The 20,704-nt window shown below is 68.1% G+C and carries 22 protein-coding genes; 18 read left to right on the forward strand and 4 right to left on the reverse strand.

The window, feature by feature from the left end; translation table 11 throughout:
• The first annotated feature begins 45 nt into the window (after positions 1–45).
• Genes LZ605_RS03600 through LZ605_RS03615 form a run of 4 tightly spaced genes read left to right on the forward strand, consistent with a single transcriptional unit; the run spans position 46 to position 2,933 of the window.
• A complete protein-coding gene (locus LZ605_RS03600) occupies positions 46–822 on the forward strand; it encodes a helix-turn-helix domain-containing protein (protein ID WP_423172561.1) in 777 nt (258 codons plus the stop codon).
• 22 nt (positions 823–844) lie between these two features.
• Complete coding sequence (modA, locus tag LZ605_RS03605; protein WP_249843831.1) at positions 845–1,588, forward strand: molybdate ABC transporter substrate-binding protein; 744 nt, start codon at positions 845–847, stop codon at positions 1,586–1,588.
• 3 nt (positions 1,589–1,591) lie between these two features.
• Entirely contained in the window at positions 1,592–2,275 is a 684-nt protein-coding gene (gene modB / locus LZ605_RS03610; protein ID WP_249843832.1) for a molybdate ABC transporter permease subunit, read from the forward strand.
• Positions 2,265–2,933 (forward strand): sulfate/molybdate ABC transporter ATP-binding protein, encoded by a 669-nt coding sequence (locus LZ605_RS03615; RefSeq protein WP_249843833.1) that lies wholly within the window; start codon positions 2,265–2,267, stop codon positions 2,931–2,933. The genes modB and LZ605_RS03615 overlap by 11 nt, the downstream gene beginning before the upstream one ends.
• An 85-nt stretch (positions 2,934–3,018) precedes the next feature.
• On the opposite strand, the gene LZ605_RS03620 is transcribed toward LZ605_RS03615, so the two are convergent.
• The 4 genes from LZ605_RS03620 to LZ605_RS03635 form a co-directional block, all read right to left on the reverse strand.
• Positions 3,019–4,548, reverse strand: a complete 1,530-nt coding sequence (locus tag LZ605_RS03620; protein ID WP_249843834.1) for a diflavin oxidoreductase — start codon at positions 4,546–4,548, stop codon at positions 3,019–3,021.
• Positions 4,545–4,973 (reverse strand): PAS domain-containing protein, encoded by a 429-nt coding sequence (locus LZ605_RS03625; protein WP_249843835.1) that lies wholly within the window; start codon positions 4,971–4,973, stop codon positions 4,545–4,547. Before LZ605_RS03625 ends, LZ605_RS03620 begins: the two co-directional genes overlap by 4 nt.
• Before the next feature lie 219 nt (positions 4,974–5,192).
• Positions 5,193–5,507 (reverse strand): AzlD family protein, encoded by a 315-nt coding sequence (locus LZ605_RS03630; RefSeq protein ID WP_005409898.1) that lies wholly within the window; start codon positions 5,505–5,507, stop codon positions 5,193–5,195.
• The gene (locus tag LZ605_RS03635) at positions 5,504–6,238 is read right to left on the reverse strand and encodes an AzlC family ABC transporter permease (protein WP_249843836.1); all 735 of its coding nucleotides are present in this window, start codon (positions 6,236–6,238) and stop codon (positions 5,504–5,506) included. Before LZ605_RS03635 ends, LZ605_RS03630 begins: the two co-directional genes overlap by 4 nt.
• A 125-nt stretch (positions 6,239–6,363) precedes the next feature.
• Here LZ605_RS03635 and LZ605_RS03640 point away from each other — a divergent pair, with 125 nt between their 5' ends.
• From LZ605_RS03640 to LZ605_RS03705, 14 genes are all read left to right on the forward strand, one after another.
• On the forward strand, positions 6,364–6,828 hold the full coding sequence (locus LZ605_RS03640; protein ID WP_107230735.1) for an Lrp/AsnC family transcriptional regulator: 465 nt from the start codon (positions 6,364–6,366) through the stop codon (positions 6,826–6,828).
• Positions 6,829–7,317: 489 nt separating this feature from the next.
• The gene (locus LZ605_RS03645) at positions 7,318–8,001 is read left to right on the forward strand and encodes a TonB C-terminal domain-containing protein (RefSeq protein ID WP_249843837.1); all 684 of its coding nucleotides are present in this window, start codon (positions 7,318–7,320) and stop codon (positions 7,999–8,001) included.
• Positions 8,002–8,017: 16 nt separating this feature from the next.
• Positions 8,018–8,548 (forward strand): RNA polymerase sigma factor, encoded by a 531-nt coding sequence (locus tag LZ605_RS03650; RefSeq protein WP_249843838.1) that lies wholly within the window; start codon positions 8,018–8,020, stop codon positions 8,546–8,548.
• 69 nt (positions 8,549–8,617) lie between these two features.
• The gene (locus LZ605_RS03655; RefSeq protein WP_249843839.1) at positions 8,618–9,598 is read left to right on the forward strand and encodes a FecR family protein; all 981 of its coding nucleotides are present in this window, start codon (positions 8,618–8,620) and stop codon (positions 9,596–9,598) included.
• A gap of 57 nt (positions 9,599–9,655) precedes the next feature.
• Positions 9,656–10,207 carry a hypothetical protein gene (locus LZ605_RS03660; RefSeq protein ID WP_249843840.1) on the forward strand — a complete coding sequence of 184 codons (552 nt, stop codon included), beginning with the start codon at positions 9,656–9,658 and terminating at the stop codon, positions 10,205–10,207.
• A gap of 120 nt (positions 10,208–10,327) precedes the next feature.
• Positions 10,328–10,912 carry a hypothetical protein gene (locus LZ605_RS03665; RefSeq protein ID WP_249843841.1) on the forward strand — a complete coding sequence of 195 codons (585 nt, stop codon included), beginning with the start codon at positions 10,328–10,330 and terminating at the stop codon, positions 10,910–10,912.
• A gap of 57 nt (positions 10,913–10,969) precedes the next feature.
• The gene (gspG, locus tag LZ605_RS03670) at positions 10,970–11,407 is read left to right on the forward strand and encodes a type II secretion system major pseudopilin GspG (RefSeq protein ID WP_249843842.1); all 438 of its coding nucleotides are present in this window, start codon (positions 10,970–10,972) and stop codon (positions 11,405–11,407) included.
• A gap of 9 nt (positions 11,408–11,416) precedes the next feature.
• Positions 11,417–12,322, forward strand: a complete 906-nt coding sequence (gene gspK / locus LZ605_RS03675) for a type II secretion system minor pseudopilin GspK (protein WP_279923405.1) — start codon at positions 11,417–11,419, stop codon at positions 12,320–12,322.
• Positions 12,319–13,482, forward strand: coding sequence for a type II secretion system protein GspL (gene gspL / locus LZ605_RS03680; RefSeq protein WP_249843844.1), 1,164 nt, complete (start codon positions 12,319–12,321; stop codon positions 13,480–13,482). Before gspK ends, gspL begins: the two co-directional genes overlap by 4 nt.
• The gene (gene gspM / locus LZ605_RS03685) at positions 13,479–14,006 is read left to right on the forward strand and encodes a type II secretion system protein GspM (RefSeq protein ID WP_249843845.1); all 528 of its coding nucleotides are present in this window, start codon (positions 13,479–13,481) and stop codon (positions 14,004–14,006) included. The genes gspL and gspM overlap by 4 nt, the downstream gene beginning before the upstream one ends.
• Positions 14,003–16,384, forward strand: a complete 2,382-nt coding sequence (gene gspD / locus LZ605_RS03690) for a type II secretion system secretin GspD (RefSeq protein WP_249843846.1) — start codon at positions 14,003–14,005, stop codon at positions 16,382–16,384. Before gspM ends, gspD begins: the two co-directional genes overlap by 4 nt.
• On the forward strand, positions 16,381–17,814 hold the full coding sequence (gspE, locus tag LZ605_RS03695; RefSeq protein ID WP_249843847.1) for a type II secretion system ATPase GspE: 1,434 nt from the start codon (positions 16,381–16,383) through the stop codon (positions 17,812–17,814). Before gspD ends, gspE begins: the two co-directional genes overlap by 4 nt.
• A gap of 7 nt (positions 17,815–17,821) precedes the next feature.
• Positions 17,822–19,021, forward strand: a complete 1,200-nt coding sequence (gene gspF, locus LZ605_RS03700; RefSeq protein ID WP_249843848.1) for a type II secretion system inner membrane protein GspF — start codon at positions 17,822–17,824, stop codon at positions 19,019–19,021.
• 310 nt (positions 19,022–19,331) lie between these two features.
• Positions 19,332–20,528: a substrate-binding domain-containing protein gene (locus LZ605_RS03705; protein ID WP_107230722.1), complete on the forward strand. Its 1,197-nt coding sequence runs from the start codon at positions 19,332–19,334 to the stop codon at positions 20,526–20,528.
• Positions 20,529–20,704: the final 176 nt, after the last annotated feature.

Consider the following 20,704-nt stretch of genomic DNA (forward strand, 5'->3'; position numbering starts at 1 on the left):
GCGGCGCTGTCGTATGATGGTGTCCTTCGTTCCTTCGTTGCTGCAATGCCCCTCAAGCCACCAGCTCCTTCCTTGCCCCGAGCGGCCACGCCGAACCCGGCGGCGGCCGATGATGGCGACGCACTGCATTTCTGCAGCACGTGCGCGTTTTCCGATGCCTGCATGTCGCAGGGCTACGACAAGACCGCGCTGGGTGAGCTGCATGTGCTGGTGGACCACGTGGGGCCGTTCCAGGCCGGTGACTACCTGTTCCGTGCCGGCGATCCGTTCGACTCGATCGCGGCAGTGCGTGCGGGCATGGTCAAGACCTTCGTCGACGACAGCCAGGGCAACGAGCAGGTGCTGGGTTTCAGCCTGCCCGGCGAGGTGATCGGGCTCAATGCCATCCATGGCGCGCGTTTCCCCTGCAACGCGGTGGCGCTGGATACGGTGTATCTGTGCAGGATCTCGTTTCCCAGGCTGAGCCTGCTGGCCACGCGCATGCCGGGACTGCAGGCACGGCTGTTCAGCCTGCTCAGTGCCGAAATCGGTAAGGTCGCCACGCTGGCCGCCAACCACCGCACCGAGGAACGCATGGCAGCGTTCCTGCTGGATCTTTCCCAGCGCTACGCGCGGCGTGGCTTCTCGGCCACCCGCTTCAACCTGAGCATGGCCCGGACCGAGATTGCCAACTACCTTCGGATGGCGCCGGAAACCGTGAGCCGGGTGTTGCGCCGGCTGAGCGATGAAGGTGTGATTGCCGTCAACCAACGTGAGATGCTGTTGCTGCAACCCGAACGGCTGGCGGCGTTGGCCGTGGCCAGGGAATCCGATCCGGACTGACGAGACAGCCAAGGGGCCGACCATGAAGCGCGCGGGACTGTTGTTGCTGGGAATGCTGGCTGCGATGCCCGCGTGGGCGGCCGAGCTGACGGTGTCGGCGGCATCGAGCCTGACCGAGAGCTTCCGTGAGCTGGGCACGGCCTATGAGAAGGCGCACCCGGGCACCAAGGTGGATTTCAACTTCGCCGCCTCCGGGGTGCTGCTGCAGCAGATCAGCCGCGGTGCGCCGGTGGATGTGTTCGCCTCGGCCGATGAGACCACGATGGACCAGGCGCAGCAGCAGGACCTGCTGGCCGCCGGCACCCGCGAGGTGTTTGCGGTGAATGCACTTTGGGTGGTGGTGCCGCCACAGGCGCAAGTGGCGCCGCGCACGTTGAAGGACCTGGCCGGTACCGGCGTGCAACGCGTCGCACTGGGCAACCCGGACAGCGTGCCGGTCGGCCGCTACGCCAAGGGCGCACTGGAAGCGGCGGGCCTGTGGCCGGCAGTACAGGGCAAGGCCATCACCACGCAGAACGTGCGCCAGTCGCTGGACTATGTGGCACGCGGTGAGGTCGACGCCGGCTTCGTCTACGCCACCGATGCGCAGGCGATGCCCGACCGTGTTCGCCGCGCCTTCGCGGTGCCGGTGGCCGGGCGTATCGCCTATCCGCTGGCGGTGATCAAGGCCAGCGCGCAGCCGGCGGAGGCGAAACGCTTCGCCGCTTTCGTGCGCTCGGCACCGGGCCAGGCAATCCTGGCCCGGCATGGGTTCGGCAAGCCCTGAAGCATGGATCTGGACTGGAGTGCGCTGGGGTTGTCGCTGAGGGTGGCCGGATGGGCCACCGCGATCAATCTGGTGCTGGGCGTGGCGCTGGGCGCGTTGCTGGCCCGCCGTCGCTTCCCCGGGCGCGAGCTGCTGGATTCGCTGCTGACCCTGCCGATGGTGCTGCCACCGACGGTGCTGGGCTACTACCTGCTGGTGCTGATCGGGCGCAACGGCCCGATCGGTGCGTGGCTGCAGTCGTGGTTCGGCATCAATCTGGTATTTACCTGGCAGGCGGCGGTGATCGCCGCCGCCGTCGCGTCATTGCCGCTGGTATTCAAGCCGGCGCGGGCGGCCTTCGAAGAAGTGGACGGGCAACTGGAGCAGGCGGCACGCACGCTGGGGGTTTCCGAGGTGGAGGTGTTCTTCCGCATCACCTTGCCGCTGGCCTGGCGCGGCATCCTTGCTGGATTGCTGCTGGCCTTCGCACGTGCGATGGGCGAATTCGGCGCCACGCTGATGGTGGCCGGCAGCATTCCCGGCCGCACACAGACGCTGTCGATTGCGATCTATGAGGCGGTGCAGGCCGGTCAGGATGGCCGGGCCAATGCGCTGGTGATCCTGACGTCGGTGGTCTGCATCGTGATCCTGCTGCTGGCCGCGCGGCTGGTGGGCGGACGCCGCCGGGAGCTGCGCGATGTGGCTTGATCTGCGGGTGCAGCGTCGACTGCGGGCTGCGGGCCAGGAGTTCGTGCTGGACGTGGCGTTGCAGTGCACGCAGCGGCAGGTGGTGCTGTGCGGCCCCTCTGGTGCCGGCAAGAGCCTGACCCTGAAGGCGGTGGCGGGATTGCTGCGGCCTGACCAGGGGCATGTACACCTGCAGGGCCACGCCCTGTTCGATGCGGCCCGCGGTGTCGATCTGCCGCCGCAGCGCCGGCGGCTGGGCTATGTGTTCCAGGACTACGCGCTGTTCCCGCATCTGAGCGTGCGCCAGAACGTGGCGTTCGGGCTGCGCAAGGGCGTGTTGAATCCGCGCCCCGCGCAGCGGTTCGATGCCGCGGAGCAATGGTTGCAGGCGTTCCGCATCGACGGTGTGGGCGATCTGTTGCCCTCGCAGGTATCTGGCGGCCAGCGCCAGCGCACGGCCCTGGCTCGGGCGTTGGTGACGCAGCCACAGGCGCTGCTGCTGGATGAGCCGTTCGCTGCGCTGGACCATGACCTGCGCGACCACTTGCGCCAGGAACTGGCCGCCGTGCTGGACAAGACGGGCATTCCGTTGCTGCTGATCAGCCACGACCCCCAGGACGTGGCGATGTTCGGCCAGCAGGTGGCGCGGGTGGTGGACGGTCGCATCGTCGGCGGCTGAGCGGTGGGGGGGAGTGCCGGCCGCTGGCCGGCAACCGGGAAATCGTGGACAGCCGGCCAGCGGCCGGCTCTACCCCATGGACACGTCAATACAGCTCGCAATGGATGCGGCCTTCATTGCGCAGCTCATCCCACCGTCCTTCATCGCCGATGGCATCGATGGCGTCGCGTACCGCGCTTTCCAGATGGCGCTTGTTGCCGCACAGGTACAGATGCCCACCTCGGGCGAGCACGTCGCGCACCTCGCCAGCGCGCTGCTGCAGCACATGCTGCACATAGACCTTCTCGGCACCATCGCGCGAGAACGCGGTATGCAGGCCGGCCAGCACACCGCCTGCCTGCCAGTCCTGCAGCTGCTCGCGGTACAGGAAGTCGTGCGCGCGATGCTTCTCGCCGAACACCAGATGCACCTCGTGTTGGCCGGCATTGGCTTGCACTTCCTGTATCAGGCCCATCAGCGGTGCAATGCCGGTGCCGGTACCGACCAGCAACAACGGCGCTTCATCCGTATCAGGAAGATGGAAGTCGGGATTGGAACGGCAGTACACGCGGGCATGCGTGCCGCCATGCAGCAGGCTGCCGGTGGCGGTGCCGCAGCGTTCGCGACCGCGCAGGGTGTAGCGCACTTCGCGCACGCACAGGCTGAGCTGGCCGTCGCGCGGGTGCGAGGCGATCGAATAGGCACGTGGCAGGCACGGCGACAGCAGCTCGCGCAGGCGTGCCAGCGGCAGGCTGTCCGGGGTGGCGTGGTCGTGCAGCACATCCAGCAGGTCCAGGCCGTGCAGGTAGGCCTCCAGCTCGCGCTTCTGGCTGACCTTCAACAGGCCCTTCAGCTCCTCGCTGCCACCGAGCTTGGCTACTTCGCGCAGCACACCCTTGCCCAGCAGGCGCAGTTCGCGGTCGTGCAGCGTGGCCACGGCGCCGGCATCACCGTACCAGTCCGCCAGCCCCTGCAGCAGCGCAGGGTCGTTCTCCGGCACCACATGCAGGGTGTCACCTGCGCGGTAGGCGATGCCGCTGCCGGCGATATCCAGTTGCAGATGCCAGGCGGCAGGGTCACTGCTGTTCAAACGGCGGCGTTCAAGCACGCGCGCGGCAAAGGCGTTGTCTTCAGCATAGGCGGTGACCTGCAGGCGCAGGTCACGACCAGCGCCCAGGTCGCCCTGCAGCACCTGGCCCAGCACCGGCTGCCATTGCTGGAAGAACTGCTCGTAGCCGCGGTCGGCGTCCACGCGGTGCAGCAGTGGTTGCGCCTGGCGCTCACTCAGTGCGTTGTCCAGCGCCTTGGTGAAGCCGCAGAAGCGGGGGTAGCCGGTGTCACCCAGACCGAACACGGCGTAGCGCAGCCCGTTCAGGGTCGGCGTCTGCCGCAGGGCTTCGAAGAACTGTTCGCCATTGGCCGGCGGTTCGCCGTCACCGAACGAACTGGAGATCGCCAGCAGTACATCGCCCTGGCCGAGGCTGGCCACATCGATGTCGTTGAACGCAAGCACCTGCGGCTGATGGGGTTGCAGGCCCGCGCCGAGGCGCTGGGCCAGGGCGCGGGCATTGCCCGACTCGGAGGCGAAGCCCACCAGCAGGCGGCTGATGGGCGAGTGTGCTGGCAGGGCGTTCACGCTGCCTCGTAGAAGTCGTCGAACTTGTCCTTGCTGAACTCGACCAGGTCGTAGTTCTGCATCAGGTCGTTCACTACACGGCGGATGCTGATGTAGGAGGCGATGTTGCCCTCGGTGTCGAACAGCGGCTGCACGGTGGTATCGACCACGTAGAGCACGCCGCCCTTGCCGAGGTTGGGGACGATGCCGGTCCAGATCTTGCCGGCCTTGATGGTGTCCCACATGTCCTTGTAGACCGCCTTGGGCACATCCGGGTGGCGCACGATGCTGTGCGGCTGGCCGATCAGCTCCTCGCGGGCGAAGCCGGTGAGCGTGCAGAACAGGTCGTTGGCATAGGTGATGTTGCCTTGCAGGTCGGTGATGGAGATCACCATGACGTTCTGCAGGGCATTCAGCAGCTGGGCGTTGTCGGGGGTGTAGCTCATCGCAGGGTCCTTGTGGAGGCCGGAAACGCCGGCGTGTTCGGGTCCTGCATAGAGATACGCCCGCACGGCGGCGGGCGTTTTGATATTGGTCAAGCGGGTGGCGCGATGGGCTGCGACGCGGTGTCGCAGCGCAGATTCGATCTGTAGAGCCGAGCCCATGCTCGGCTGCGGTTCGCGCAAGCCGAGCATGGGCTCGGCGCTACAGGTGGGGTGAGCGTTTCAGCCCATCAGGTAGCGCAGCACACCCGCCGAGACCACGCCGATCAGCACGGTCGGCAGCATCGACAGGCGGGTGGCGGCCAGCAGGGTGATCGCCAGCGCGGCCAGGTCGGCCGGCTTGTCGGCGACGAAGTCCGGGGCGATCACCGAGATCAGCACGCAGCCTGGCGCGGCTTCCATCACGGTGACCGCGCGCTTGCTCAGCGTGCGGTTGCGCAGCGCGAGGAAGCCGACGATGCGGGTGAGGTAGGTGGCGGCGGCCATCAGTACGATGGTCAGCACCGAGGTCCAGTGGATCAGTCCGTTGAAGATCATGCCGCGTCCTCCGCCAGCAGCCAGGCAGCGGCCAGGCCGGCCAGTGCACCGCTGGCCACGTACCACGCGCCCGGGATCAGCAGGTAGGTGGCAGCGGCCACCACCAGGCTCACCAGCCACGGCCGCGCCGCTTTCATGCCTTGCCACATGCCGCGCAGCAGCACCAGGAACACGGCGGGGAAGGCCATGTCGAAGCCATAGGCGTGGATATCGCCCAGCATCGGGCCGATGATCGCGCCCAGCGCGGTGCAGGCCACCCACACCGTGTACAGGCCGGCCGAGACGCCCAGGTAGTAGGCCAGGCTGAAACCCAGGGCGCGGCGGCGTGCGTCGGCCACGCCCAGCGCCCAGCTCTCGTCGCACATGAAGAACAATGCCGGCAGCACGCGGCGGCGCGGCAGGTGCTGCAGCAACGGGGCCAGGCTGGCCCCCATCAACAGATGGCGGCTGTTGACCAGCGCGGTGATCGCCACGATCAGCGCGATGTGCGGCGGCGAGGTCCAAAGTTCAACGGCGGCGAATTCCGAGCCGCCGGCGAAGTTGAGGCCGGTCATCAGCGGCACTTCCAGTGCGCTCAGGCCTTTCTGGGCGGCCTGGGCGCCGAGCACGAGGGCGAAGGGAATGAAGCCGATCATCACCGGCACGGCGGCGCGCAGGCCGCGCAGGAATTCGGCGCGCGGGGCGGTATCGCAGGCGGCATCCGGCAGGGGGAGGGTGGTACGGGCGTCCATGAAGCAGCAACGAAGTGGGGATGGCCCATGCTAGCGGTCCGTTCGCGAAATCGGGTTGCGTTGCTGCCATTACTTTGAGGAATATTGGCATTCCATGCGGCCCATCCGGCCATGAGTGAAATGCCATGCACTACCAGCTCGACAATCTGGATCGCCGCATCCTCGATGCCCTGCAGCGCGACGGCCGCTTGCAGAACCTGGAACTGGCCCGCCAGGTGGGGCTTTCGCCCTCGGCCTGCCTTCGCCGGGTGCGGCTGCTGGAGGAGGGCGGTTATATCGACCGTTATGTGGCGTTGTTGAACGAGGCCAAGGTGGGCCGTGGCTTCACCGTGTTCGTGCGGGTGTGGTTGCGCGGGCAGGACGAGGACACCACCAACCACTTCATCAACAGCATCAAGTCTTTCCCGGAAGTGCTTGAATGTCATCTAATGGCTGGTGACTGCGACTTCCTGTTGCGGGTGGCGGTGGCCGACCTCGACGCCTACCGCCAGTTCCAGATGCAGCACCTGAACCGGATCGCCGGGGTGCAGAACACCAAGACCGAGATCCCGATGCAGCGGATCAAGCAGACCACCCAGCTGCCGCTCTGAGCGGGCGCCTGACCGGGGTGCACCCGGCCCCCGCGGTAGTGCCGGCCGCTGGCCGGCAACCTCAGGAGCAACAGCCGAAGCAACAGCGTGCATTCCGTGGGATGGCGGGGTGGGTCCGGTTGCAGGGGACGCCGTAAACCCGTCCATGGGGGCTTGGCCGCGGCATCCATGCCGCGGACACCCCTGCAACCGGACCCACCCCGCCTTCGACAGATTTCCACGATCTGCCGGAACGGCATGATCTGCGTTTGGTGGGTGTCGACCGTGGTCGACACGTTTGGGGCGGCACGGGGTCGGATCCCGATGCTGCGCAACAGGCTCTGACCCCAGGAGCAGATGATCATGTCTGTTCGATTCCTTGATTCCTGATGCGTGACTGGCTTTACGGAGCCTGCCCCGACGCCAGGCCGCCGGCGGCAGTCATCGCAATGACATGTGCCCCCGGTACGGTGTGTCCCGCTTGCAGCTGCTGTCGCTGCCGAGGGTCATGTGTTCTACGTCAGGGGGCTGAATGGACACCGTGCGATCAGAACGTGGAGGCTGGCCATCGCCGGATGGCTGCTGCTGGCCTCTGCCGCTGCGGTCGCGCAGGACGCGGTTCACGCCTACGACATGCCCGCGCAGCCGCTGGAACAGGCCATCGAGCGCTTCAGCGTCATCAGCGGGTGGTCGGTGATGTACCCGGGCGATCTTGCCGCAGGCCGCAGCAGCCATGCGTTGCGCGCCAGCCTGGCGCCGCTGCCCGCGCTGCTGGCCCTGCTGCAGGATTCGGGCATCGAGGCCGAGGTGATCGGTGAGCAGCGCGTGGTGCTGCGACGGGGTTCGCAGCCGATGGCCGACGCAGTTTTCGACGGCGGGCTTGGCGAGGCCGAGCGCCGGCGCCGTTACGGCGGCCTGCAGCAGCGCCTGCGTGAAGCGTTCTGTGATGACCCCGGGATCTCCCCTGGCCCCTACGCCGCGACGCTGCGCTTCGGTGTCGACAGCAAAGGCCGGGTGCAGGCGCCCGAACTGGTGTCCGGCAGTGGCAGTGCCCGCCGTGACGCGCGGCTGCTGCAGGCGCTGCAGGGCCTGGTGGTGGCGGCCGATGCCGCCGCGCTGCCGCAGCCGGTGACGCTGCAGATCCGTCCTTCCGGCACCGACCACGACTGTGGCCGGCGCTTGCCCCTTCCATGATTTCAAGGATTCGAACATGAGCAACGGTACGGCTGGGGCAGTTGACCTGATGGATCACCTTCTGGGGGCCTACGACGAGCTGAAGCGCCGGCTGGTGCGCAAGCTGGGTTCGGAGGAGCTGGCCGGCGACGCGCTGCAGGACACCTGGCTGCGCCTGAGCGCGCGCCGTGATCGTCTGGACGCGGTACAGAACCCGGCGGCGTACCTGCTGCGCATGGCGATGAACACCGTGATCGACCGCCAGCGCGCCGACCACCGCCTGCTGAGCCTGGAAGAGGTGGATACGCTGATGGACATGGCCGACCCGGCGCCGGGCCCGGCGCAGGCGGCCGAGCTGGACTTCGCGCTGGAGGACATGGTCGGCCTGCTGCAGCGCATGCCCGAGCGCCGCCGCCGCATCCTGCTGGCGATCCGCGTCGATGGCCTGCAGCAGCGCGATGTGGCCGACCACCTGGGCGTGTCGCTGCGGCTGGTGCAGCGCGAGCTGAAGGCGGCCCAGGATTACCTGGCCGAGCGCAATGGGCAGGGGCGCCAGGTGCGGTTCTGAGCGACGGCAACCGTCTACACTTTGACGCCGAGCAGAACCCCGCAGCGTGCGGGTCCGGCATGAGCCCCCATGGACGCTGACGATCGCCCGCAACGCCCGCTGGATGCCGTCGAGCGTCAGGCCCACGCGTGGGTGGTGCGGTTGACCTCGGGTGAAGCGACCGCTGCCGATGGACGCAGGTTCCGCGCGTGGTGCGAGGCCGACCCGCGTCATCGCGAGGCGTTCGGCCGCGCGCGCCGCCAATGGGATCAGGTGCGACTGGCCGGGGAGCAGCTGCCGGCGGCCGCGCGCCAGCCGGTGGCTCCCACCCAGGTGCAGCGTTGGAGCCGCCGCGCGTTCCTCGGTGCGGCCATCGCCGCACCGGCCAGTCTGGTGGTGGCGGCGGCGATCCGCCCACCGTTGGGACTGTGGCCGTCGGTGACGGCGATGACCGCCGATTTCCACACCGGCACCGGTGAACGGCTGCAGTTCGCGCCCTCGCCGAAGCTGAAGATCGACCTGGATACGCAGAGCAGCCTGCGCCGTCGCGCTGACGCACAAGGTGAAGGCTTCGAACTGGTGCAGGGACAGGCCGCGATTGAAACCCGGGCTGGCCTGCACCTGGCCTTGTTCGCCGGGCCGGGGTGCGTGATCGTCGATGACGGCCCGGTGCGGCTGGACGTGCGCAACACCAACGCCCAGGTGCGGGTGACCTGCCTGCGGGGTACGGTCCGCATCGAACACCCGCAGGGCCGCCTGCAACTGCAGGCCGGTCAGCAGACCCGGTATGACGAGCGCCTCAGCGGGGTTGTGGCTGAAGCGGTGGCGTCCGAAGCCAGTGCCTGGACCGAAGGCATGCTGGTGTTCCGCCGCGCACCGCTGCGCGAGGTGGTCGACGAGATCAACCGCTATCGCCGTGGCAAGGTGCTGCTGGGCGGGACGGCACTGGCGCGTGCCCGGGTCAGCGGCCGCTTCCGCATTGATGATCCGGATGCGGCGCTGGAGCAGCTGCGGCTGACGATGTCGCTGGATCTGCGTCGCTTTCCGGGTGGCATTGCCGTCCTTGGTTAGGTGAAGACGCTGGCCGTGCGCGCCGCGGACGGTTGTTGCAAGCAAGGGAGGCCAAGGATGCGCAACGAGACCATCGGTGTGCTGGATCTGCGCCGCAATCTGTCGGCGTTGCTGGAAACCACGCAACGACGGCCATTGATGGTGCATCGCTACGGCTCGCCATGGGTGTGCGTGGTGTCCGACGCGCTGTGGCAGCAACAGGCGGTACTGCTGGACTTCGATCCCCAGTCGCATCCGTTGGGGATGCTGCTGCGCCTTCAGCAACAGGCCTTGCCGCTGGCTGAAGGCGGTGTGCTGCCGCCCGCAGCGCTTGCCCGCGCACTGCTGCTGGCAGGCATGCACGGCGTCGACACACTGGCGCAGCTGCACGAGCAGGTGCTGCACCATCGGCTGTGGCATTGGTTCGTGGCCGGCTCCCGTGGCGTGATGGACCGATGGCAGCTGCCAGCGCTGCGCGTTGCGATGGCGGCGTGCTGCGACGACGCAGGCATGACCGATGCGCTGGCCGCGTTCGCCGCCCGCAGTGATGTGGCGATGCTGGCGCGCCGCTGCGGTGGCGATGCGCCACGGCTGGAGCGCGAAGCCTGCAGGCGGATGACGTTGCGGTGACAGTACCGATGAATCGCCACCCAACGCACACCGCTGCGATTGCGCTGTCGCTTCACCTGCCTTGCTGACGTCTTCTCCAGAGTACGGCGCATCCCGCGTCGCGGAGCACAGGCGACGCCGATGGCAGACAGTCGCAGGATCAGCATGCTGGAACTGGATCGCCACCTGAGCCAGTCACTGGAGCAGGCGCGGCACGCGCCCTTGAATGTGCAGCGTTACGGCCACCCGTGGGTCTGGGTGCTGTCCAGTGACGCCTGGGCCGATGCCGCACGCTGGGCCACACTGGACAGCAGTTCGCACCCGCTGATGGCGCTGCGCAGTGCCCTCGATCTGCAGCTGCACCCTTGGCCCGACGCGGCCATGAGCGCTCTGCCACTTGAGGCAGGCAACCCGCGCACGCTGCAGCGAGCTGCACTGCTGGTGATGCTTCAGGGCCTGGACAGCGCGCAGCGCGTTTACGACGACCTGCGCTACCACCAGGCTTACCGGCAGTTCATCGGTCTCGACCACGGCACGGCCTGGTCGCCGATGCAGTGTGTGCGTCTGCTGCACGCCTGCACGCAGCCACTGCTGCGCGACTGCATCGACAGCGCGCTGGCCGCCGTTCCACCGCATCTGCTGGAGGCGGTGTGCCGCCAGCGTGCGCGTGGCACGCCAGCGCAGGCACCTGCGCAGCGAATTGCAGGCGGATGTTTATCGTACTGACACATGCACCGCTGACCATGGTGCAGCGGTCTCTTCCAGGATGACGAGGGCGGAACAATGGCAAGGCAGTTGGGTGGTCGCCGGGCGCGGCAGCAGGGTTTCAGCCTGATCGAGATCATGGTGGTGGTGGTGATCATCGGCATTCTGGCCGCGTTGATTGTGCCGCGCCTGATGGATCGCCCCGATCAGGCGCGCATGGTGGCAGCGCGTCAGGACATCGCCGCCCTGATGCAGGCGTTGAAACTGTACAAGCTGGACAATGGGCGCTACCCCAGTGCGGAACAGGGCCTGCAGGCGCTGGTGAAGCCACCGCAGGGCAGTGGCGCGGTGTCGGCCACGCCGTACCTCGACCGGCTGCCGAATGACCCCTGGGGGCATCCGTACCAGTACCAGGTTCCCGGCAGCCACGGCGATATCGATGTCTTTTCGCTGGGCGCGGACGGCAAGCCCGGCGGCGACGCCGGAAACGCGGACATCGGCTCCTGGCAGCTGTGAGGCGGGTCGATGTCACCCCGGAAGCGTTCGGTTCGGTTTGCCCCTCAGCGCGGCATGGCGGTGATCGTGGCGATGCTGGTGGTGGCGCTGGTGGCGGTGATCGCCACCGCCCTGCTGACCCGCCAGGCCGCCCAGCTGCGCGCGCTGCGTGGCGACCAGCTGCGCGCGCAGGTGCGCATGGCGGTGGATGCCACATTGGAGCGCGCCGCGCAGCAGCTGCGTGAGGATGTGCGCGAGCAGCTGACCACGGTCCGCAGTGGCCGGTGGGCGCGCCCGTTGCAGTTGCAGGCGCCGTTGCCGGTGCAGCTGCAGCTGGTCGACGCGCAGTCGCTGTTCAACCTGCGCAACCTGCTCGCGCACGGCCAGGCCGATGCCGACGCGCGCCGTGCGTTCGTGGCGCTGTGCAGCAGCCAGGGGCTGGAGCAAGGAGCGTGCGGCAGCGCTGCCGACTACATCCAGGCGCGCCTGCGTGATGGTGATATGCAGGCCCAGGCGCCGTTGCCACGTGAGTCGCTGATCGAACAGGCGCTGGCCGGTTCCGACCCGATGGTCGTGCAGGCGCTGTCGCGGCGCACGGTGGTACTGCCGGCGCAAACGCTGATCAACGCCAATACCAGTGACATCAGCGTGCTGCAGGCCGTTGCGCCCGGTGTCGAGCGCGGGCGGCTGCAGGCCTTGCTGGGCGACCGCGATGGTGGCCATTGGCTGCTCAACCGTGGCGACATCGCCAACCGACTGCAACTGAGCGACGAACAGATGGCGATGCTTCCCCTGGGTATCCATAGTGAATGGTTTCTTGCGGTCGGCCAGGTGCAGGCCGACGGCAGTGCGGTCGAGTTCCGCGCGCTGATCTGGCGCGAGTACCGGGATGACGGGGTGCGCGTGCAGCGGGTGTGGACGAGGATCGGTGCATGAACGCTCAGCTACGGGTACGCCTGCCGGTGCTGGAACAACTGCGTGCCGACAGTCCGGTGGCGTGGGCGCTGATGCGCAAAGGCGAGGTGCTGGCGCATGGCTGTGACGCCCTGGCGGTGCTGGGCCAGCGGCACCCGCGGGGCGAGGTGCTGGCCTGCCTCGATGCGCACGATCTGATCCTGCTGGAGCTGGCGCTGCCGCCGCTGTCCGGGCGCCGGCTGCAAGCGGCGCTGCACGGCGAAGTGGAAGCGATGCTGCTCGATGACCTGCAGGACGTGGCGCTGGCGCATGGCAGCCAGGCCGTCGATGGCACGGTGCCGGTGGCCTGGCTTGGCCAGCAGGCAGTCATGCAGGCCCAGCAGGTGCTCGCCGCCAGCGGATTGCAGCTGCGTGCGTTGTATCCCACGCCGTTGCTGCTGCCGTGGGCGCCGGGTCAGGCCACGTTGCAGGCCTGTGGTGAACACCTGCTGGTGCGCAGCGGGCGCGAGCGCGGCTTCGCGCAGTGGTGTGGCGGACGTGACGCAGCGGCGGTGATGCAGGCGCTGGCCGCGCGGCTTCAGCAGACCGGTGCACACACGGTGCAATGGATCGGCAGCGTGCCATCGGCATGGCCGACGACGCTGCCGGCAACGGCGGTCGGGCAGCCACAGCAGGCATGTGGACCGTTGCCCGGCTGGTCTCTGCCTCTGCCTGGCAACGCTCGGCAGGCGCCGCGGCTGGCGATCGGGTTGGCGCTGGCGGCGATGCTGCTGGCAGCGCTTGGCCTGCAGTTGCAGGTGTCGCGCTGGCGCAGCGAAGGCGAGGCGCTGCAGCAGGACATGGCACGGCAGCTCAGTGCGCACTTCCCGGAGATCACCGAGGTGGTGGACCCGGTGCTGCAGGCGCGGCGGGCGTTGGCGGTGCCGCTGCCGGCAGTGCCATTGCCGCCGGTGCAGCGCCAGGCGGCCAGCACCTTGCAGGCGATCCCGGCGCTGGCGGGGCGGGTGCGTGGCCTGCACTACCAACCCGGGCAGCTGGAACTGGAACTGGATGCCGATGCGCAGGCCGTGGCCGACGACGCTCAGCGGCTGGAGCAGTGGCAACAGGCGACGCAGGCGCAGGGCCTGCAGCTGGCGCGCGAGCGCAGTGGACGCCTGCGCGTGAGCGGAGGCGGGCAGTGACCACTCGTGCTGCGCGCTTCGGTGATTCGCTGGCCGGCCTGTCGCAGCGCTGGCAGCGCCTGCCACCGCGCGAGCGTCTGATGCTGGGGGTGATGGCGGTGGCGCTGCTGGCCGCAGGGCTCTGGTCGTTCTGGCTGGAGCCGCTGCTGAAGCAGCGCAGCCACTGGCAGGCCGAGCTGCCGCGCTTGCAGGCACAGGCCCGTGCATTGGCTCCGTTGCTGCGAGCCCGCGAGCGCCAGCAACAGGCGCAGGGCCAGCGCCCGACGCTGGCGGGGCTGCGCAATGGCATCAAGGTGGCCGGTCTTGCCGACGGCCTGCACATCGAAGCGCGTGAAGGGCGCTGGCACCTGCAGGTGCAGGCCGTGCCCGCCGACGCGCTGTGGAATTGGCTGCTGCCGCTGCTGGCCGACCCGGCCATCGAGCTTCAGCAGCTGCAACTGACACGCACAGGGGATGCGAACATGCCGGCGGCACGGATTTCCGGAAACATCGTGATGGCGCTCGCTACCGGTGGCCATCCATGAGGGCGATGCGCAGCCTTGCCTGGAGCACTACCTTGGCGCTGATCGTGGGCATGGCCCACGCGCCGGCGTCGGCATGGGCGCAGGACGCCCACGATGAGCCTGTGCAGTTGAACCTGGTCGATACCGATATCGGTGGCGTGCTGCGCATGGCGGCCCGCTTCACTGGCCGCCAGTTCCTGGTCGATCCACGCGTGACCGGCAAGATGACCGTTGTTTCCGACGGCCCGGTCAGCCGTACCCAGGCGTACCAGCTGCTGCTGGGGGCGCTGCGCATGCGTGGTTTTGCCGTGGTCGAGAACGGCGGCGTCAGCCGGGTGGTGCCACAGGCCGAGGCCAAGCTGCTGGGCGGCCGCGTGGGCAGCGGCGGCGCGGGCGGTGAGATCGTCACACGCACCTTCGCGCTGCGCTACGAGAATGCTGGCGCGCTGGTGGCGGTGCTGCGACCGATGATCAGCCCGGACAATCCGATCACCGCCAATCCGGGCAACAACACGCTGGTGATCACCGACTATGCGGACAACCTTGAGCGCATCGCGCGGGTGATCGCCAGCGTCGATACCCCGGCCGGCATGGACACCGACGTGGTCAAGCTGCAGCAGGGCATCGCGGTGGATGTGGCGGCGATGGTCGCGCCGCTGCTGGATGCGCAGGGGGCCGAAACCAGTCAGAAGGTGGTGGTGATGGCCGATCCGCGCAGCAACAGCGTGCTGCTCCGTTCCAGCAGCCCTGGCCGCACCCGCCTGGCCAGGCAGCTGGTGGAGAAGCTGGATCGCGCGCAGGACGAGTCGGGCAACCTGCACGTGGTCTATCTGCGCAACGCCCAGGCCAACCAGCTGGCTGGCGTGCTGCGTGGGGTGGTGGCCGGGCAGAGTGATGCGCCGGCGATGGGCAGCACCGAAGGCGTCACGCCGCTGCCCGGCGACGCCGGCCGCACCCCGCCGGTACAGCCGACGCAGCCACAGCAGGCAAAGAGCGGGGGAAATGCGCTGGAATCACAGCGGCTGGATCCCAACCGGCGTGATCCGATCGATGCCGGAAGCACCGGTTTCAGCCAGAACGGCATCTCGGTGCAGGCCGATGTGGCCACCAACACGCTGCTGATCTCGGCGCCGGAACCGGTGTACCGCAATCTGCGCCGGGTGATCGACCAGCTCGACCAGCGCCGCGCGCAGGTGCTGGTGGAAAGCCTGATCGTGGAGGTCAACCAGACCGACGCGGCCGAACTGGGCGTACAGTGGATGCTGGGCAATGGGCGTACCTTCGGCGGCACCCACTTCGGTGGCGCCACCGGTGGCAGTGGCCTGAACACCGCCGCGCGCACCACCCTGGACGTGCTGCCCAAGGATGGCCTGAAGATCGGCGTGATCGACGGCACCCTCAACTTGCCCGGGGTCGGCCAGATCCTCAACATGAAGGCCTTGGCCAATGCGCTGCAGAGCAAGGGCGGCGCCAACATCCTGTCCACGCCCAACCTGATGACGCTGGACAACGAGGCGGCCAGCATCATGGTGGGGCAGACCGTGCCGTTCGTCAGCGGCCGCTACGTGACCGATGGCGGCGGCGGCAGCAACAATCCGTTCCAGACCATCGTGCGCGAGGACGTGGGCCTGAAGCTGCGCGTGCGCCCGCAGATCTCCGAAGGCGGCACGGTGAAGCTGGACATCTACCAGGAAGTCAGCAGCATCGATGCGCAGAGCGCGAACAGTACGGCCGGCATCATCACCAACAAGCGCGCACTGGACACCAGCGTGCTGTTGGACGACGGCCAGATCATGGTGCTCGGTGGCCTGCTGGAAGACAGCGTCAGCCATGGCCGCGATGCGGTGCCGGGCCTGGGGAAGATCCCGGTGTTGGGGGCGCTGTTCCGCAGTGACACCCGCAAGCGTGCAAAGACCAATCTGATGGTGTTCCTGCGCCCGCACGTGGTGCGCGACCCGGCCGCCGGGCAGCGCTTGACCCGCGACCGCTACGACTACATGCGCAACGCACAGGCGGGTGCGCAGCCGGTACAGAGCTGGGCGTTGCCGGCATTGTCGGCGCCACAGTTGCCGCCGCAGGATCTGTCCGTGCTCGGCCAGGGCAACGCGCGCGATGGCCAGGGCCAGCCGCTGCAGAGCACCAGCCTGGCCGCGCTGTATCCGGCCGGCGACGGCGATGCGCAATTGGTGCAGTTTGCGCAGGGACTGGACCCGGCACGCGCGAGCCAAGGCGTGGCGCAGGTGCGGGCGCTGGGATTGCAGGCCTATGCCGAGGCCACGCCGGGTGAAACGGGCCAGCGCCTGCGGGTGCGCCTGCCGCGTGATCCGGCGAGGTTGGACCCGGCGTTGCAGCAGTTGCGCGGGCTGGGCTACACCCCGGAACTGGTGATCGGGCCGTGAGCGCGCCCGCGCCACTGCCGTACGCCTGGGTGCGCAGCCATGGCGTGATGCTGGCCGAAGCGGGGGGAGAGGCCGTGCTGCTGGGCACGGCCGAAACCGCCGCGTGGGCGGTGGCCGAGCTGCGTCGCCGCCACGGACCGCTGCCATTCCAGGCGCTGGACACGGCCACATGGCAGCAACGGTTGGGCGAGCAGTACCGTGACGGCGGCGATGCCGCAGCGGTGGTCGGTGCCGCTGAAAGTGAAGTGGATCTGGACCGGTTGATGCAGGACATGCCGGAGGTGACCGATCTGCTGGATGCGCAGGACGACGCGCCGGTGATCCGCATGATCAACGCGCTGCTGGCACAGGCTGCGCGCGACGGCGCCAGCGACCTGCACATCGAACCGTTCGAGACCCATTCGGTGGTGCGTTACCGCGTCGACGGCACGCTGCGCGACATGGTGCAGCCGCGCCGCGCCTTGCATGCAGCGCTGGTGTCGCGCATCAAGATCATGGCCCACCTGGACATTGCCGAGAAGCGACTGCCGCAGGACGGGCGCATCGCGATCCGGGTCGGCGGCCGGCCGCTGGACATCCGTGTCTCCACCGTGCCGACCGGGCACGGCGAGCGCGCCGTGCTGCGCCTTCTGGAGAAGGACGCAGGCCGCCTGCAATTGCAGCGCCTGGGCATGGCCGACGATACGTTGGCCACATTCACCGGGTTGATCCGGCAACCGCACGGCATCGTGCTGGTCACCGGGCCGACCGGCAGCGGCAAGACCACCTCGCTGTACGCCGCGCTGGGCCAGCTAGACAGCAGCACCAGCAACATCCTCACCGTAGAAGACCCGGTGGAGTACGACTTCGCCGGTATCGGCCAGATCCAGGTCAATGCGCGTATCGGCATGAGCTTCGGCGCCGCGCTGCGCGCAATCCTGCGCCAGGACCCGGACACCATCATGATCGGCGAGATCCGTGACCTGGAAACCGCGCAGATTGCGGTGCAGTCATCGCTGACCGGCCATGGCGTGCTGGCGTCGCTGCATACCAACGATGCAATCTCGGCGGTAACCCGTCTGGCCGACATGGGGGTGGAGCCGTTCCTGCTGGCCTCTTCATTGCGTGGCGTGCTGGCGCAGCGGCTGGTGCGGCGGCTGTGCGTGCAGTGCCGGCGTGCCGAGGTGGATGACGAGGGCCGCACGGTGTGGCGTGCGGTGGGCTGTTCGGCGTGTGCCAACAGTGGCTATCGCGGCCGCACCGGCATCCACGAACTGTTCGTGGTGGATGAGCGTGTGCGTGCGTTGATCCATGAAGGGCAGGGCGAGCCCGCGCTGCGCGAGGCGGCGCGGCGTGCCGGCATGCGCAATCTGCGCGAGGACGGCCAGCGCTGGGTTGACAGCGGGGTGACCACGCTGGAAGAAATCCTGCGCGTCACCGGCGACGGCTGAGGCGGCCATGGCACTGTTCGACTATCAGGCGGCCAACGCACAGGGGCGCATCGAGAAGGGGCAACTGGATGCCGACAGCCCGCGCGGCGCTCGCCAGCTGCTGCGCGGGCGTGGACTGACGCCGGTACAGGTGAGTGCGGCACGCGGTGCCGGTGCCGGCTGGGGCGCGCGACGGCTGTCTGCCAGCGAGCTGGCCTGGGCCACGCGTCAGCTGGCCAGCCTGCTGGCGGCGAGCCTGCCCCTGGAAGCGGCGTTGAGTGCGGTGATCGAACAGGCCGAACGCCCGCATGTTTCCCAGGCGCTCACCGCTGTGCGCGCCGACGTGCGTGCAGGTCAGCGTTTGACGGTAGCACTGGCGGCGCGCCCACGCGACTTCCCACCGATCTATCGGGCACTGGTGGGTGCGGGCGAAGACTCCGGCGACCTCGCGCGCGTGATGGAGCGCCTGGCTGACTACATCGAAGAGCGCAACGCGCTGCAGGCCAAGGTGCTGACCGCCTTCATCTACCCGGCGGCGATCAGCCTGGTGTCGGTGGCCATCGTGATCTTCCTGCTCAGCTACGTGGTGCCACAGGTTGTGACCGCGTTCGTGCAGGCGCGGCAGACGCTGCCCATGCTGACCCAGGTGATGCTGGCGGCCAGTGCATTCGTACGCAGCTGGGGCGTGTGGATGGGGTTGGGCCTTGCCGCGTTGGTGGTGGCGTGGCGGCTGGCGCTGCGCCGGCCCGAGCTGCGCCTGCGCTGGGATGCGCTGCTGCTGAGGGTGCCGATGATCGGGCGCTTCGTGCTGGGCGTGAACAGTGCGCGCTTTGCCTCGACGCTGGCGATCCTGCTCGATGCCGGTGTGCCGTTGCTGCGTGCGCTGGAGGCGGCACGGCAGACACTTGGCAATGCATTGCTGGCGCGCTGCGCCGATGACGTGTCCGCGCGGGTGCGCGAAGGCGCGGCACTGGGCGCGGCGTTGAAGGTGCAGAAGGTGTATCCGCCGATCCTGGTGCATCTGGTGGCCAGTGGCGAGAAGACCGGCGCGCTGGCATCGCTGCTGGATCGCGCCGCACAGACCATCTCGCGCGAGATCGAACGCCGTGCGATGGCACTGACCGCGTTGCTGGAGCCGACCATGATTCTGGTGATGGGCGGCGTGGTGCTGACCATCGTGCTGGCGGTGCTGATGCCGATCATGGAAATGAACCAGCTGGTGCAATGATGCGCAGATGGCGTCAAAGGCCTGCGCTTCGCGCGCGAGTCGACCAACAGTCGGCTCTACACAGTCGACGCGGGACGCTACCCGTCACGACAGTCACGGTTGGCATGTCGCCACGCTTTCGATTCTCCACACAAAGCTCCACACCTTTTTCCGGTCCTCCACAGGTTTCTTAAGCGGCCTGTCATCGGCGCGGACCAGCATAGCCACGTCGCCGCAGAGTGGGCTGGGAGGCCCTCGGCGGCAGCAGGCGTGTAGTGACCGTTCCTCCCTTGGTGTTTCACCTTCGCAGTAAACCCTTCAGGAGAAGATCATGAACAAGTACAAGACCCTGGCCGCGCTGGTTGCCACCGCGCTGCTGGCCACCGCCGGTGCCGCCTCGGCCCAGACCGCCGTCACCGGCGGCGGCGCCTCACTGCCGGCCGACCTGTACAAGGGCCAGGCCGACAGCATCCTGCCGGCCAACTTCAGCTACGCCGTGACCGGTTCGGGCACCGGCAAGAAGGCCTTCCTGGAAAACAACTCCAGCCTGTTCCAGGCCACCGGCACCGTGCATTTCGCCGGCAGCGACTCGGTGCTGAGCGGCACCGAGCTGAGCACCTACAACAGCACCTACAACGTGTCCGGCGATGCCAACCGCTATGGCGCACTGGTGCAGATCCCGTCGGTCGCCACCTCGGTCACCATTCCGTTCAACAAGGCCGGTTCGGCGGTTGACCTGTCGGTCACCCAGATCTGCGGCATCTTCTCCGGCAAGATCAACAACTGGAGCCAGCTGGCGGGCCTGGGCCGTACCGGCGCCATCCAGGTTGTCTACCGCGGCGAAAGCAGCGGCACCAGCGAACTGCTGAGCCGCTTCCTGACCAGCGCCTGCCAGCCGGCTGACGTGTCGGGCACCAACCTGAAGCTGACCAACGGCGTGCCGGCATTCTCGGTACAGTCGACCTTCGCCAACCTGTTCACCACCGTGCCGTCGAACTTCATCGCCGCACCGGCCACCGGTGGCACCTCGCTGTACAACGCCGTCTATGCCGTTGACGGCCGCGTCGGCTACGTCGGTCCGGACGTGATCCCGAGCCTGACCGATGCCACCAAGATCGCCAAGGTCAAGGGCTTCTCGCCGGATGAAGTGAGCGTGCAGGCCACGCTGGAAACCGCTGCGCCGCCGACCGGTGCCGCTGCCGAGAACCCGGCGAACTGGGTGCCGGTGTTCGGCAACCCGAACGCGGGTTATCCGATTGCCGGTTACACCAACTTCGTGTTCGGCCAGTGCTACAAGAACGGCACTGTGGGCGCCAACGTGCGTGCCTTCCTGGCCCGTCACTACGGCAGCGTCGTCGATGCCAACGGCGTCGAGAAGGGCCCGAATGACGACGCGATCCGCGCGCACAAGTTCATTCCGCTGACCAAGGCCTGGCGTGATGCCGTCCGTACGCGCTTCGCCACCGCCAGCAATGCCGGTGCGGTGAACAATCCGAGCACCTGCTCGGGCATCGGTCGTCCGCTGTAACTGCAATTGCTTTTGTAGTTGCAGGAGATGCAGAAGGGCGCCGGCAGCAATGCCGGCGCCTTCTGCGTATGTCCGCCGCATGACAGTGATGGGCATGTCGCCTTCACGCCGCCACCACCGTCTATGAGGTGCAGGGCGTGCCTGGCGCAGGCCCATCCGTATACGCCGCCGCCGAC

The organism is Stenotrophomonas maltophilia (genome assembly GCF_023518235.1).
Classification (GTDB): domain Bacteria; phylum Pseudomonadota; class Gammaproteobacteria; order Xanthomonadales; family Xanthomonadaceae; genus Stenotrophomonas.